At 57.9% G+C, this 13,887-nt stretch carries 11 protein-coding genes; 5 read left to right on the forward strand and 6 right to left on the reverse strand.

Going from position 1 to position 13,887, the window contains the following annotated elements:
- Genes FJ546_RS27300 through FJ546_RS27315 form a run of 4 tightly spaced genes read right to left on the reverse strand, consistent with a single transcriptional unit; the run spans position 1 to position 3,838 of the window.
- Complete coding sequence (locus tag FJ546_RS27300; protein WP_140892141.1) at positions 1–1,065, reverse strand: ABC transporter ATP-binding protein; 1,065 nt, start codon at positions 1,063–1,065, stop codon at positions 1–3.
- A complete protein-coding gene (locus FJ546_RS27305) occupies positions 1,062–1,844 on the reverse strand; it encodes an ABC transporter permease (RefSeq protein WP_140892142.1) in 783 nt (260 codons plus the stop codon). Before FJ546_RS27305 ends, FJ546_RS27300 begins: the two co-directional genes overlap by 4 nt.
- 1 nt (position 1,845) lies before the next feature.
- The gene (locus FJ546_RS27310; protein ID WP_140892143.1) at positions 1,846–2,733 is read right to left on the reverse strand and encodes an ABC transporter permease; all 888 of its coding nucleotides are present in this window, start codon (positions 2,731–2,733) and stop codon (positions 1,846–1,848) included.
- Between the two features lie 13 nt (positions 2,734–2,746).
- On the reverse strand, positions 2,747–3,838 hold the full coding sequence (locus tag FJ546_RS27315) for a spermidine/putrescine ABC transporter substrate-binding protein (RefSeq protein ID WP_140892144.1): 1,092 nt from the start codon (positions 3,836–3,838) through the stop codon (positions 2,747–2,749).
- Positions 3,839–3,929: 91 nt separating this feature from the next.
- Here FJ546_RS27315 and FJ546_RS27320 point away from each other — a divergent pair, with 91 nt between their 5' ends.
- The 3 genes from FJ546_RS27320 (at position 3,930) to FJ546_RS27330 (ending at position 8,756) form a co-directional block, all read left to right on the forward strand.
- Complete coding sequence (locus FJ546_RS27320; RefSeq protein ID WP_140892145.1) at positions 3,930–4,544, forward strand: TetR/AcrR family transcriptional regulator; 615 nt, start codon at positions 3,930–3,932, stop codon at positions 4,542–4,544.
- 701 nt (positions 4,545–5,245) lie between these two features.
- On the forward strand, positions 5,246–7,039 hold the full coding sequence (locus tag FJ546_RS31765) for a hypothetical protein (protein WP_246686983.1): 1,794 nt from the start codon (positions 5,246–5,248) through the stop codon (positions 7,037–7,039).
- A 442-nt stretch (positions 7,040–7,481) separates the two neighbouring features.
- A complete protein-coding gene (locus tag FJ546_RS27330) occupies positions 7,482–8,756 on the forward strand; it encodes a site-specific integrase (RefSeq protein ID WP_140892146.1) in 1,275 nt (424 codons plus the stop codon).
- Between the two features lie 1,186 nt (positions 8,757–9,942).
- Here the strand turns inward: FJ546_RS27330 and FJ546_RS27335 are convergent.
- The gene (locus tag FJ546_RS27335; protein ID WP_140892147.1) at positions 9,943–10,995 is read right to left on the reverse strand and encodes an AAA family ATPase; all 1,053 of its coding nucleotides are present in this window, start codon (positions 10,993–10,995) and stop codon (positions 9,943–9,945) included.
- Between the two features lie 800 nt (positions 10,996–11,795).
- Entirely contained in the window at positions 11,796–12,473 is a 678-nt protein-coding gene (locus FJ546_RS27345; RefSeq protein ID WP_140892148.1) for a hypothetical protein, read from the reverse strand.
- Here FJ546_RS27345 and FJ546_RS27350 point away from each other — a divergent pair.
- A complete protein-coding gene (locus tag FJ546_RS27350; protein WP_140892149.1) occupies positions 12,472–12,699 on the forward strand; it encodes a helix-turn-helix transcriptional regulator in 228 nt (75 codons plus the stop codon). The genes FJ546_RS27345 and FJ546_RS27350 overlap by 2 nt on opposite strands.
- Before the next feature lie 285 nt (positions 12,700–12,984).
- Entirely contained in the window at positions 12,985–13,794 is an 810-nt protein-coding gene (locus FJ546_RS27355; RefSeq protein WP_140892150.1) for a hypothetical protein, read from the forward strand.
- Positions 13,795–13,887 lie beyond the last annotated feature (93 nt).

A 13,887-nucleotide genomic window follows, 5' to 3' on the forward strand; every position in this document is an offset into this window, starting at 1 on the left:
TCAGTCCGCCAAAACGATGATCTGGTCGGTATCGCACGAAACGGCAATCGTGTCGCCGGATTGGACGGTGGCGGTCGCCGGCAGCTTGGCGATGAATTGCAGCGAGGGGTCTTCGACGGAGGCGGCAAGCACGCGCTTGAAACTGCCCTGGAAGACGACGTCGCTCACTTTCGCCATGCCGAGGCTTGCGGTGCCGGCGGCCACGCCGAGCATGAGATGCTCCGGCCGGATGGCCAATGCGACGGCCGTACCCGCAGGCAAGGCGCTGCGCACCAAAACCGGGCCGGCCGGCGTCGAGACGGTGCTTGTCCTGTCCCCGGCTTCCGTGACCTTGCCGGCAAGGATCGTGCTTTCGCCCATGAAGGTCGCCGAAAAACGTGTCGCCGGCCTGGCATAGACACGCTCGGGCGGCCCTTCGTCCTCGATGCGGCCGTCATTCATCACCACGCAATGGTCGGCCAGTGCCATCGCTTCTTCCTGGTCGTGCGTGACATGGATGAAGGCGGTGCCGACGCGCTTCTGGATCGCCTTCAATTCGTCCTGCATCTGCCGGCGCAGTTTCAGATCAAGCGCGCCGAGCGGCTCGTCGAGCAGCAGCACCGCCGGTTCGATGACCAGCGCCCGCGCCAGCGCTACGCGCTGCCTTTGCCCGCCGGAGAGCTGGTGCGGCTTCTTGTCGAAGGCGGAGGCCAGCCCAACCAGCGCCAGCGCCTCGCGCGCCTTTGTGGCCCGCGTCGTGCCGTCGACGCCCTGCATGCGCAGCCCGAAGCCGACATTGCCGCCGACGCTCATATGCGGGAACAGCGCATAGTCCTGGAACACGGTCGTCGTCGGGCGCCTGGCCGGTGGCACCGCGGTGCAATCCTCGCCGCGAATGAACACCTTGCCTTCGCTGGGCATGACGAAGCCGCCCAGGATGGACAACAGCGTCGTCTTGCCCGAGCCCGATGGCCCAAGCAGGATGGTGTAGCTGCCGGGCTCGATCCGCAGCGACACGTTCTTCAGCACGGCCAACTGCCCGAAACGGTGCGAGACGGCGCGGATGTCGACCAGAGGCGCGGTCATGTCTTTCTCCGGCGCAGCAATGTCAGTTCGAACAGCACGACCAGCACGATGGAAACGGCGAAGACCAGCGAACCGACGGCGTTGGTTTTCGGGTTGAGGCCGGAGCGCAATAGGTTCCAGATCTCCACCGGCAGCGTGGTGTCGAAGCGGGTCAGCAGGAAGGAGATCACGAATTCGTCCCAGGAGAAGGTCATCGACAGGAAGAAGCCGGCGAAGATGGCCGGCGCCATCACCGGCACGGTGATGAGCAGCAGCACCTTCCATTCCGGCGCGCCGAGATCGCGCGCCGCGCGCTCGATGTTGATCTGGTGATCGCCCATCTGGCTATAGATGATGGCAAAGCACAGCGGCAGGTTGATCACGACATGGCCGATGCCGGCGGCAAGCAGTGATTTCGGTATGCCGGCCCAATTGAACAGCACCAAAAGCCCCATGCCGATGATGAGATAGCTGACCGTCAGCGGCAGCGTGATCAGCCCGCGCAGCAGGCCTGAGCCCGGCAGCACGAAGCGCGCGAACCCCCAGGCGCAGAGGAAGCCGAGCGTGACGGCGGCGGCCGAGGAGATCGAAGCCACCAGCAGCGAATTGACCAGCGCCGAGGTCAGCCTGACATCCGAGAGCACGGCCTCGTACCAGCGCAGCGACGGGCCGGTGAAGGGCGGGATCGGAAACGAGGTCGCCTGCAGCGAGAACAGCACCAGCACCACCACCGGCAGGAAGATGAAGCCATAGACGGCAAGCGCGTAGACCCAGGAAGCGACGCGGACCAACCGGCGCATTTCAGGCCCGCTCGATCTTCAGCCAGCGCGCGCAGGCGAGGTAGGCGATGGTGACCACCGCCATCAGGATGATCGACAGCGCCGAGGCCAGCGGAAAATCGCCGCGCCGGCCGATCTGCATCATCACCAGCTGCGGCATCAAAAGCTCGTTGTTGCCGCCCAGGATCTGCGGCGTGATGTAATCGCCAATGCACAGCACGAAGGTGAGGAAAGCGCCGACCATGATGCCCGGCAAGGTCAGCGGCAGGATGACATGCAGGAAGGTGCGCACCGGCCCGGCGCCGAGATCGGCGGCGGCCTTGCGGTAGCTCGGGCTGAGCTGCTTGAGATTGGCGAAAATGGTCAGCGTCAGCAGCATGACGAAGAAATGCACGAAGCCGGTGACGGTGGCCAGCCGCGTGTTGGCAAGCTGCAGCGGCTCGGTGATCAGGCCGGAACCGGTGAGTGCGCGGTTGATGACGCCGTTCTGCGCCAGCACCAGCAGCCAGGAATAGGAACGCACGACATAGGACGTCCAGAACGGCAGCACGGCCAGCATCAGCGCCAGCCGTTGCCAGCGTTCCGGCACCTGTTCGGCGAGGATCCAGGCGAAGGGATAGGCGAGCAGCACCGAAACCACGGTGACGATTGCCGTCACCTCCAGCGAGTTCACCATTGCCTGCCAATAGGAGGGGTCGGTGAAGAACTGGCTGTAGTTGGAGAGCGTGAAACCGCCGCCTTCATGCGCCGTGAGGCTCGAAAACCCCATGGCGATGAAGGGCAGCACAAAGAACAACAGCGTCCAGCCGAGCGCCGGTGTCACCAGCGCCCAGGGCAAGGCGCGGCCCGCCCGGGGCAGGGCACGGCCCGCCCGGGGCAGGGCACGTCCGCTGTTCCCGCTTGAACTCACGAGCGGCAACCGATCACTTCGCCTGCAGCATTTCGGTCCACATATCCTGCATCTTCTTGTCGAGATCGGCGTTCGGCGCCGGATAGGCCTGGGCGCGGGCGAGGAAGCCCGGCTGCTCGTCGAAACGCAGCACCTTCTTCTGGTCGTCGGTCAGCGCCGCCTTGGTGTTCGACGGCATACCCCAGTAACAGGATGAGGTGGCAAGGCGCGCCTGGCCTTCCGGGCTCATAATGTACTGGATGAATTTCAGCGCCATGTCCTTGTTCTTGGAATCCTTGAACATGGCCAGAGACTGCGACCACAGCACCGCACCCTCCTTGGGAATGGAGAAGTCCAGCGCCGGGTTCTCCTTGGCCAGCCCCGCCGTCACCCATTCGCCGCCGCCGACCAATATGTCGACCTCGCCGGTGGCAAGCGCCGTCTGGCTGGCGGTCACTTCGCCAACCAGCTTGGCGTTGGCCTTCATCTTGAGAAGCTCGTCCTTGAGGGCGGGCAGGTCCGCTTCGGTCAGCTCGGCCGTCTTCTTGCCGATGGCGAGCGCGGCCATGCCGATGACCGGCAGGTAATAGTCGTAGATGGCGACCTTGCCCTTGTATTTGTCGCTGGTCAGCGATGCCAGGGACTGCATGTCGGCCGGATCGACCTTGGTCTTGTTGAAGCCGATCGTGTTGTAGCCGAACTTTTCGGTGATGCCGTAGCGCTTGCCGCCGACCACGGTGGAGCCGTCCATTTTCACTTGCGGGAAGAGGTCGGCGAAGGGCAGCTTGTCCTCGGGCAGTGGCTCGAACAGGCCCTTTTCGACGCCGCGCGGCACGTCGATCGAGTCGATCACCATCACATCCCAGTCGCCGGGCTGCGACTGCTCGACGATGGCGAGGCCGGCGCCGGTGCCTTCAAATTCCTTGACGTTGACCTTGATGTTGTTGGCCTCTTCGAAAGGCTGCAGCAGGGCCGGATCGGAATGGTCGCACCAGATCAGCGCGTTGAGATCGGCGGCCTCGGCGAGGCTGCCCGTGCCAAGCAGCAGGGCCGTGGCGGCGCAGGCGGCGTGCAGATGGCGCTTCAGGATGGAAAGCGGATTCCCGGATGCGAATTTGACGGACATCGAGTGTTCTCCCTTGCCTTTGTGGCTTCTTGCAAAAAGTTGAACCAATTCTAAAATTGAGTCAATTCTGTTTTTATGGCAAGAGGCTGCTATGAGCGGATTGCGGGCAAGGCAAAAGGCAGACCGGCACAGGCGCATCATCGAGGCGGCGGCGGCGCTTTTCCGCGAGGCCGGCTATGAGGGCGCCAAGATCGAGGCGATCGCCGCGCAGGCGGAAGTGTCGATCGGCACGATCTACAATTACTATGAGAACAAGGGCGACATCCTGGGCGCTATCGTCTCGCTGGAGGTCAACGAGGTGCTCAATGCCGGGCGCGGTGTCGTCGCCAGGCCGCCGGCCAATGTCGGCGATGCGCTGGACACGCTGATCGGCATCTATATCGAGCATTCGCTGCACTATCTCAGCAAGGAGATGTGGCGGCAGGCCATGGCGATCTCGACGCAGCTGCCCGACAGCCCGTTCGGCCAGGCCTACACGGCGCTTGACCGCTCGCTCACCGAACAGATCCGCGCGCTGATCGCCCGGCTGCAGGAGATCGGCCTGCTGCGCCGAGACATAGACGGGACAGCGCTCGGCGAACTGATCTTCAACAACATGAACATGATGTTCATCGAATTCGTGAAGCGCGACGAGGCCAAGATCGCGGAACTGCGCGCGGCGGTATGCCGGCAGAACCGGATTCTGGTGGCGGCGATCGGGGTGTGAGTGAGCCGGATGAGCAGTCGCAACATCATTGGTGCTGACTGACAAAGTTTAGCTGGGACCGACCTTGGGATTTCATCGGCATGTTTTCCGCTCCAGCGTTTGGCAGTGACATCGAAGGGCCCATGAAGCAATTTGGCCTCATTGGAGAGTGGTCGTCGGATTGCAGCAAGGAACTTTCTCAGCCGACGCTGGATAGAGTTGAACTAATGTATGTCGCTCAAAAATCGTCCCGGTTTTGAGACAACGATATGCATTGTAACAAAGACTTAAAGAACGTCGCGTGAGTTCGTTTCGACACGACGCGATTTAGGACTTCGGCTGTCTCACCGGCGAATGACGTGCCTTGCACCTCGATCACCGAGCAAATCATGAGAATAGGACCTGCGTGCCGGCCGTGCCGGCGTGGCTTATGTCTGGAGGAAACTGGCGCGCGCCAGAGCGGAGAACGTTCAACCCTACACACGTCCTCCTTCGCCAAGGCTTCGGAGGACACTTGCCACCCGAAGCTCGAAGAGCGAAGGGTGGTGCCGGACGGCGTCGTTGAGAAACCATCAGACCGTGAGATCGAACTTTCGGCAACAGGAAAGGTCGTTCTCCAGGAACGCCAGAACTTCGCCGCCAATACGCAAACTCACTGGCTCTGGACAATTGTGACAGTTCGGCTACTTTAGGGAGTTCTAATCTTTTGATGGGGAACCACCATGGTTGACGTCAGTGGATGGAATATCACCTCGCAATCACCATACGTAAGCGGCATAGCGCGAGAACCGACTGATCTCAACCTAAAGCCGCAGGTCACCGTCACGCTCGACTTTCGAGATACGGCTCCAATCGCTTTGCGGGTTGATCAAATCACGGCGACCACAGACTTGAAATTCTTCCTTGATCCTATGATCAGGAATGACACCCCCTACAATTTTTGGGGGTTTGACGTACAGCTTGTGAGTTTAAACAATTACCCCGGATACGGCGCCCACCCGCCGCATTCTCATTTTCACGACGATTCAAACCCCGGCGTAATTGCGGGCTGGGCAAATCCGGTCACAGGCTTCGGCACCTCCACTGGATACGACACTACGCAGACCGCCCCGCCCAATGATCCGCTCTACGGTCTCAATACCAATTCGAGTACCTATGGGGGGATAAATGGCGCTGACTGGGTCGAATTTACTGGCGGATCGCTGACATCCGGTTCCACACGGGCGTGGGACAATCTAGGGATTCACCAGTTTCCATTGACGGACACCACGACGGGTCCATATGGCGGCAGCTTCTATGTCGTGTTCTCGCCCATTTGGGGCGTTGGCTCGACATTGGCGACCGCGCTCCACGAAGGCGACGCTTCAGCGAACTCGCTTCAAAGTTCCGGTGCTCGCGACATTCTCTTTGGCAACGCCGGAGCTGATTCATTCGTGGTCAACGGCGGAGTTGCCGTCGGTGGTGATGGGAATGACACTTTCAACTTGGCCGGCCGGTTCGCAAGCTTATACGGGCAAGACGGCGACGACACGTTCATCGGAAGTGCGCCCGGCGCAATCATTTCGGGCGGCGGTGGAACGGATACGCTGTCCACCGGCTTTGCGCTGGCGACGGTGATCACTCCGCAAATGGGCACCCCGGGCGCAAACCCGGACCACACGCTCGCCACACCAAGCTTCAGTACTTACTATCTCTACTCAGGCGTCGAAAAATTCATATTCACTGACGGAACGGTGGATGAGACCGCTGGCTCATATCTGGTGGATGATCTTTTCTATTTCGAGAGAGGCAAGGATGTGTGGTCGGCTCATGTCGACGCCGAAGCACATTACAACGCCCATGGCTGGCACGAAGGTCGCAATCCAAATCCCTACTTCAACACGAACGGGTATCTCGCAGCGAACCCAGACGTGGCAAACGCCAAAATCAATCCACTGCAGCACTTTGACCTGTACGGCTGGAAAGAGGGACGCGACCCCTCGGCGGGGTTCGATAACGAACTCTATCGCGAGCACAATCCAGATGTGAAGGCCGCCGGCATCGACCCGCTCGCGCATTTTTTGAAATATGGCCAAAGCGAGGGCCGCCAAGCCTATGCAGCGGTCGGAAATGCCTCATCTTTCACGCACGGCTCTTTTGATCCAGAGTATTACCTCCTAGCCAACCCGGACGTTGCGAAGGCAGCCCTGGTTGCAGGAGGTGACACGTTCTTGTTCGCATTCCAACACTACGAGCACTATGGTTGGCATGAAGGCCGGAACCCAAACAGCGTCTTCGATGTGAACGGATACTTGGATGCCTACACGGACGTGAAGGCGGCTGGGATCGATCCACTGTTGCATTACGACCATTACGGCTGGAAAGAGGGTCGTGACCCCTCTGCTGGCTTCGACACTAAGGAATATGAGGCGCATTACGCGGATGTCGCAGCCGCACACGTCGATCCCCTTCTGCATTATCTCGCTTATGGCATTCATGAGGGCCGTCTAACATTCGGTGACGGGCTTTTCGCGTAGTGGCGCTTTGCTTCATGCCAACAGCCGGTTCGATTTTGCGGTCCTTCGCGTCTCCTCGCATCCGAGCCGGCAGCCGGTGCCCTGCAGGAGGCGCCAAATCATAGACCTCTGATTGCCGCGCGGCTGGACATGTTCCAGTGCCATTTTCATCCTCGGTGTACCCTTTGGTATACCTTCGGGGGGCGTTGAAATCCTTGAGTTCCTTGATTTCTGGGGATTGTCGGGCGGAAACTGGTGCCCCCGGACGGGATCGAACCGCCGACCTTCGGTTTACAAATTTTGTGCCAGAGAACCCCAAGGGGTAACGACTCATAACGCATGCGGCAAGAAAATACGCTAAAAACAATCTGTTGACTCCATATGAGCATCGGTTTGCATAGCGCTCAATAACATGCAATAACGTACCCCAGTTTACCCCTGAGGTTACCCGGAGCGAAAACCGATGCCTATTTCGATTCCTGGACAGTTCAAAAAAGCCGCCGCGTTCATCAACAATTTGAAGCCAATGACCAAGCGGCAAGAGATACCCGACAGCACCCAGGCCGGGCTGTATCTGGTCATGCAGCCCAGCGGTGCGCTGTCTTGGGCAGTGCGAACGAAGATCGACGGGAAGGCGTCCAAAGTCACTATCGGACGTTATGACGAAGTGGGCAGCGGCGACCACCGCATCGGAACGCTTATTTCGCCGACACAAGCGTTGAATGTCACCCAGGCGCGCGGCATCGCTGAACGCGTCCGCAACGACGCAAAGCGCGGCAACGATCCTCGGCATCAGAAGGTCAATAAGACGGGCATTGCCGCTTGGTTCGATGATTTCATCAAGGCAGCGCGGACAACTGGCTTCAAGGGCAGGGCGGTCAAAGCCTCGACTGCCGACGAGTATGAACGCATCATCGCGACCAACATCAAGCCGCACTGGACCCACGTCACCGACATCAGGACCCTCGACTACCGTGATGTTGAAAAGCTTTTGGACAAGTTGACGCCCGGCGCTCGCCGCAATGCCTTCGCTGTCCTCTCCGCATTCTTCCGCTGGAAGCCGATTGCGCGAGCCATCGGTCACAACATCATCGAGCTTGCCGACGCGCCGGCAAAACCAGAAAGCCGTTCCCGCGTCCTGTTGCACGACGAAATCAAGGCCGTTTGGAAAGCTGCTGAGAAGTGCGGCTATCCGTTCGGACCAATGGTGCAGTTATTGATGCTGACAGGTCAACGTCGCGACGAAATCGCCGAATTGAAATGGAATGAAATTGCCGACGAGACGATTACCCTTGAGGCGTCACGCACCAAGAACTCACGACCGCATGCTGTGCCGCTCACGCCACTGGCAAAGGTGATCATTGAGGCGTTGCCGAAGATCGTAGATGCGGACGGAGAGCCTTCTGAATACGTCTTCACAACGACCGCGACAACGCCGTTCAGCGGCTTCAGCAATGGCAAGAAAGCCCTGGACAAGCATTGCGGCGAGCCGGCTTTACCCGAATGGCATCTGCACGATTTGCGGCGTACTTGTGCAACCGAACTCGCTAAGCTCGGCGTCAAGCAGGAAGTGACCGAAGCAATCCTAAACCACAAGACAGGCAAGGTGAGCGGCGTTGCCGCGATCTATAACCGCTACGACTATCAAGAGGAAAAGCGGGATGCTTTGGTGCAATGGGCAAACCGCATCCAGGCGATTACCGCAGATAATGTGAGGATATTGAAAAAGTCCGCCTAGATCGCAAAGCGCAACGGCTGGCGCGTGGCAGGGGCGTGGTCCAGAGCACCTATCAGTTTACCGGCGGCAGATCATCTCTGAGAGGAATGGTTTTGGGCTGTCTCGGCCTGTTGCCCCCGTACTACAATCGTGATTTCATGTAATCTTGAGGGGGACGCCGCAATGAAAGTTGGGCTTGCTTTGGCGCTGCTTTTTGCTAGCGCGTCGTCGCAAGCGTTAGCTGGTAACCCGCCTGGACCCTACGAGTCGACGGGTCAATTCGCAGGAAGCTACTTGTGCATAGGGGAAGCCTCTGGCGGCGTCACCTACGACAGTAACCTGAAGCGTTGGCAACCACACAGTTTCAGCCTCAGTAAATCTGTAGTCACCGTAACGGCGGAGCGGGTCAGGGACGCCCAACTGAACGTCCACACTTATCCGGCTATGCAATACGCTATTACGGTGAGGTTCGTTGTTGGCGGTCCTACAGAAAATTGCGCACCTAAAATTCAGAACCAGTCGTTCGACTCAGGAACGCAGCCTATACTATTTGAAGGTTTCGCTTATTGTCATGCGTTGGGGGAGGACTACACCTTTAACTTTATTTCCGGCCGGTACGATAAGATGAACTCGGGGAGCTATACTGAGGGTCAGGATCAGCAGGAGGGGGCGGGTTACATTGAGATAGGCGAGTGCTCTCGAATCAATTAGAGCGGGCGCTTGGCGGGGGGCCCGTCAGCCGCTGCCAACTCGTAAGGGCTGGGCGGCGGATCAGCAGGGGGAGCAGGTAGACTGATTGACACGCCTGTGCGCTACCCCTGGTTTTTACCCAGGCCGCTACCCGCATGTGACCTAAGTGCCTTGGCGTGGCAATATCCCATTGAAATTACACGACATTATTCTTGTTGAGCATCAATTCTCGGATTTGAAGCTCAAATGGAACTGCCTGTTGAAGAGCGTCGCGGCTGAGCAATCAGAGCTTACATCGGCGACGGGCCGCTCGTCCCTGCGGACAAGTACCCGGGGAGGTTCCCCCAGGCCCTTCGTGGGCCCCGAACATTCGGGGTGGGGCCCCATTGTGTCCAGGACGAAGGGCTCTAAACTTTGCTCTCCCACGGTGTCCATCCTTTCCTTCGCTGTCCCACTGTCCCACCCCCTTAAAAAAGGGGGTTTGGGACATTGATGGAGACAGGCACGGATAGGCGTTTTAGTGGGACGTTGTACTGTCATGAATGATCGTCCCGGCGTCTCCGGCTTCTACCAAACGGTCAAGATTTCGGGCCTCTCCCGATAGGCGTCCGACTTTGGATTTGGACATTCCTGTTTTTGCCTGAATTTCGCGATACGAATTTCCGCTCGCAATCAAATCCGCAACTTGCTCAATTTCGGCCCTTTTGCCAGCCGGTCTCGTTTCCCAAGAGCCTACGCCGTCTTGAACGAAGAATCTCGCCTCAGACGGCTCGGCATCTTTACCGAAAAACCCGCGCTGTTTTTCGTAACTGATTACAAATCGCGCTCCCTCAGTTGGTTGGTAGCCATCGGGGTTACTCAGTTTTATAACGGTATCGAGAGCATCTTCGCGCTTGGAAGTGCCCCGCTGCTTTCCACCCTTGCCGGCATGATGGACGAAGACCACGGACACTCCCTGTCGACGGAGCTTTAGTAGCCACTCCTGCATGAACGCCCAGGCCTCGTCTGAGTTTTCGGAGCCCGTATTCGTGAGGGTCGACAGATTGTCGAGAATCAGGAGCTCTACTTGGTCTGGCTCCCCCAATTTTAGGGCCTTTTCGATGCCGTCACGGCCTTCAGGTTTTTCGGAGGCGAGATCGGGTATCCCATGAGCCTGAAGGTCGGCAGCATAAAGGCGTAGGAAGCCTGTTTGAGGTGGAACACGCAACCCCGCGACCATCCATTTTGCCCTTTCCTGCAAGTCGATGAAGGCCATCTCACCGTCAACATAAAGCACTCGGCGGGGCCTTGGGACTGCCCACCTGAGAAAGTCAGTCCCAGTTGCGACTGCTATCGCAATTCCAAGGCTTAGGAACGTCTTTCCGACGCCTCTTGGGGCGTAGATTTCTACTAATCCCTTTTCAGGAATAATCGGAACGATGAGCTTTTCGCGGGCAGGGACGACCTTGGTTGCCCACTCATTCCAGTCAAGGATGATTATATCCGGACTGCTTTCGGCTGCATGCTTGCCGGACGCGCTGGAGCTTGCGCGTTGGTTGTTTTGTTGGGCGTTTACTTTGGTTTCCTTCATTGTTGGCGGCTCCGCTGTGGGCGCATGGCGCCGGCCCTACGTGAGGCTTCCCATTCGACTAGGTCATTCTCCTGCCAATAGCGATTTCTTCCGATGTATAGGGGCCTAGGAAAGCCAAGGTCACTTTTTAGCCAGCGCCATATGGTCATCGGACTGATGTGGTAGCGGTCCGCCACCATAGCAGCAGGCAGGAAGTGTGTGGATGTGGTATTGTTCGGAGGCTTAATGCGGCCAGTGTGGTAGACCATTTCAGCCTGCCATGGCGGGCTGCCCGACCGCAGCCATCGTCATCATTTCAAGAATTGAGTTCATCGAAGTCTCCAATCGCACCCGCGATTTGCCGCGCACCCAATGTGTTGGCATTCCATCGCAAGTGACGTCGCGTTGGAGGTAGGTATTTTGAAGCGCGGTTCAAGTGCGTTAAGTCATTGATTTTTCTAATCGTTTAAACACGGAATGGCCGGTGGTTACCAGGCTGCACCGGCTGCTCAAACGGGACCGAACGGTGCGGTCCTATCCCGCTCGTCATTACCACGAGTAAGCAGATTTCGGCTCAGCGTTGCGCATGCTTTTGTCGTCGCCGGCGGCGTCTAGCTTGCGGCACCATAGCCTGCCTGCAATAGCCATGGACCGGCCCTATTTATCGACTACTACGGCTTTGAATTTGCAGCCGAAGAGGGGCTGTTTGGACAGTGCATCAGAAACGATCTTTAAGCGGCCTTGGGCAGCATCCTGTCTGCCTGGAAAGCCGTTCGGCTATGGGACGAAATCATTACTTGGCCGCCACTACGGTTGGTTTCTTATTGCGTCCCGCCCATTTTGGGCCTCGACCTAAAAGTTGCAGGCTGCCCCCCGATTGTGACGTGGAATTTGCCGTCTGCACCTGGTTTAGGACTATTCTTCTGGAGCCATGCAAGCGCGTCAGCTTCCGTATTGAAGTCGGAAGGTACGTTTTGACCTGAAGTTTCTGGAACTCCTACGGGGGCTCCTGTGAGCTCCTGAACGACTTGCGAAAACGGCTGTCCGGTCTCGACTGCATGGATCAGGATCGACAGTAAGAGACCTGCGATAATCAACGCGCTCCCGCCTATTTCCCAAGGTTTGGCTTCCCTGAAAGCCCTCAAAATTTCGCGGATTAGGTAACGTGCAAGCGACCAGAGCCCCCAGAAGACGGCGATAACCAGGCCAAAGAGGGCGATATCCACGGCAACCTGTAAGAGGCCCTCCATGCCCCTTAGCATCGCGTCCCGGCCGAGCGGCAGAACACCCGCGATGACCGCAAGCAGCACTGCGATGACCGCGAGCAGCAGATTGATGAGCCCCCGCCCTTTCATGATCTCCCCACGACTAGCCATATCTGTCATACCGATGCTCTCAGCGGAGTAGCAGGGATGCCCTGTGGTCCGGAGCCGGGGCACTCCCACTTTGTTCAGTATATCGAGGTGTATATTTTGAGCAACTGGGTTCGCTTCCCGCATGGATTTGCGGGACGTGCTGGCTACTAATTTGCGTCGATTGAGACATGCAAAAGGGCTGTCTCAGGACGATCTTGCGTATGAGGCGGAGGTCAGCCGGAGCTATCTAAGTCAGATCGAGAAGGGCAAATATTACGCGAGCCTCAAGATCATCGAGAAACTCTCAATTGTGCTCCAAGTCGAGGCCTGGGAGCTTCTAAAGCCTCCGACCAGAACCGGGCAGGTTTAGCTCTCACCTCCAAACGTCAACGTTCGTTGTGCCTGGCACAAAGGAATGGATTTGAGCTATGGAGGAGGCGCGCTTTTTGTTCGGTGGGGCCAGCTTACCCTCGACGGCGGCGAGCAGTTGCTCCATGCCTGCCCGGGCCGCTGTGGGTTCCAACGAGGGGGCGGGGGCTAGGCGCGTGTCAGTTATCCGATCGCCCGCTCACATTTTTCTACCAAATATTCCTGACCCTCGTTTATATCACTCGGCTATTCACGGTGTGGCGCTGACTTTGTTTTGGGGTGTGAGATGGCGGATGTAGAGATCGGCGGCATATTTAGGCGAAACTATATCCGCGAGCCCGTTCTCTTGCCCGATAGCGAGAGGATGCGCCGCCGCTTCTTTATGATGTTCATGGATGGCGGTGATCTGCAAAGGCACGAATTTGCCGAGTTGATGGAACGTGTTCTTGGCGTAGACTACCCCACGCGACTTGGAGACTACCAACATCGCAAATTCTGGATGGAATATGACATTGCAGATGTCCTGAGTGCGTTGACCTATTGGTACCGTATGAACGACGAGAGCATGCTGATCCGTCGAGAGGTTCAGGTGATCTTTAAGGAAGAGCAAGTTCGTTACAGAGTTGACGATAAATGCGGCGTTCACTTCTTCGTTGACGAAGAGTTTGAGCACGCTGTGCAGGCTTCTATCGCTGGGCTCGCTGACCCCCAATACAAGTCGGCGCTTCATGCATTCCAGTCGGCAATCGCTAACCTCGGCGTTGCCAATCAAAGTGGGAAGCGGCTCATTCGCGATATTTTCGAGGCAGTTGAGAGCGCATTTCTGACGGTGATCAAACAGCCGAAGATCGATCGAGTGAGTGATACCGCCATTGACACGTACTTCAGGCCGATATTGCTACAGCGATACGCATCCTGGGTAGACGCGGGCGTGATCAGTGACAGAGTTCTGAACGTGTTCAAGGCGTGGGTTAAGGTCGGTCACTATTACCGCCACGGGTCGCCATTGGACCAAATCCACGAGCCGCCACTTGATTTTGCAATTGCGGTCGCTTCGGAGGGTATGGCCATACTCCGATATATTGTTTCTAAATAGGCCGCTAGGCGGCAAGGTTTGAGCTGCCTCTTGGCGTCCCAAGGTCAGAGTTTGTAGCCTCCGCAATCTTCCAACGCCTTTCCGAAACGCGGA

This window comes from Mesorhizobium sp. B2-4-19, from assembly GCF_006441315.1.
GTDB lineage: Bacteria > Pseudomonadota > Alphaproteobacteria > Rhizobiales > Rhizobiaceae > Mesorhizobium.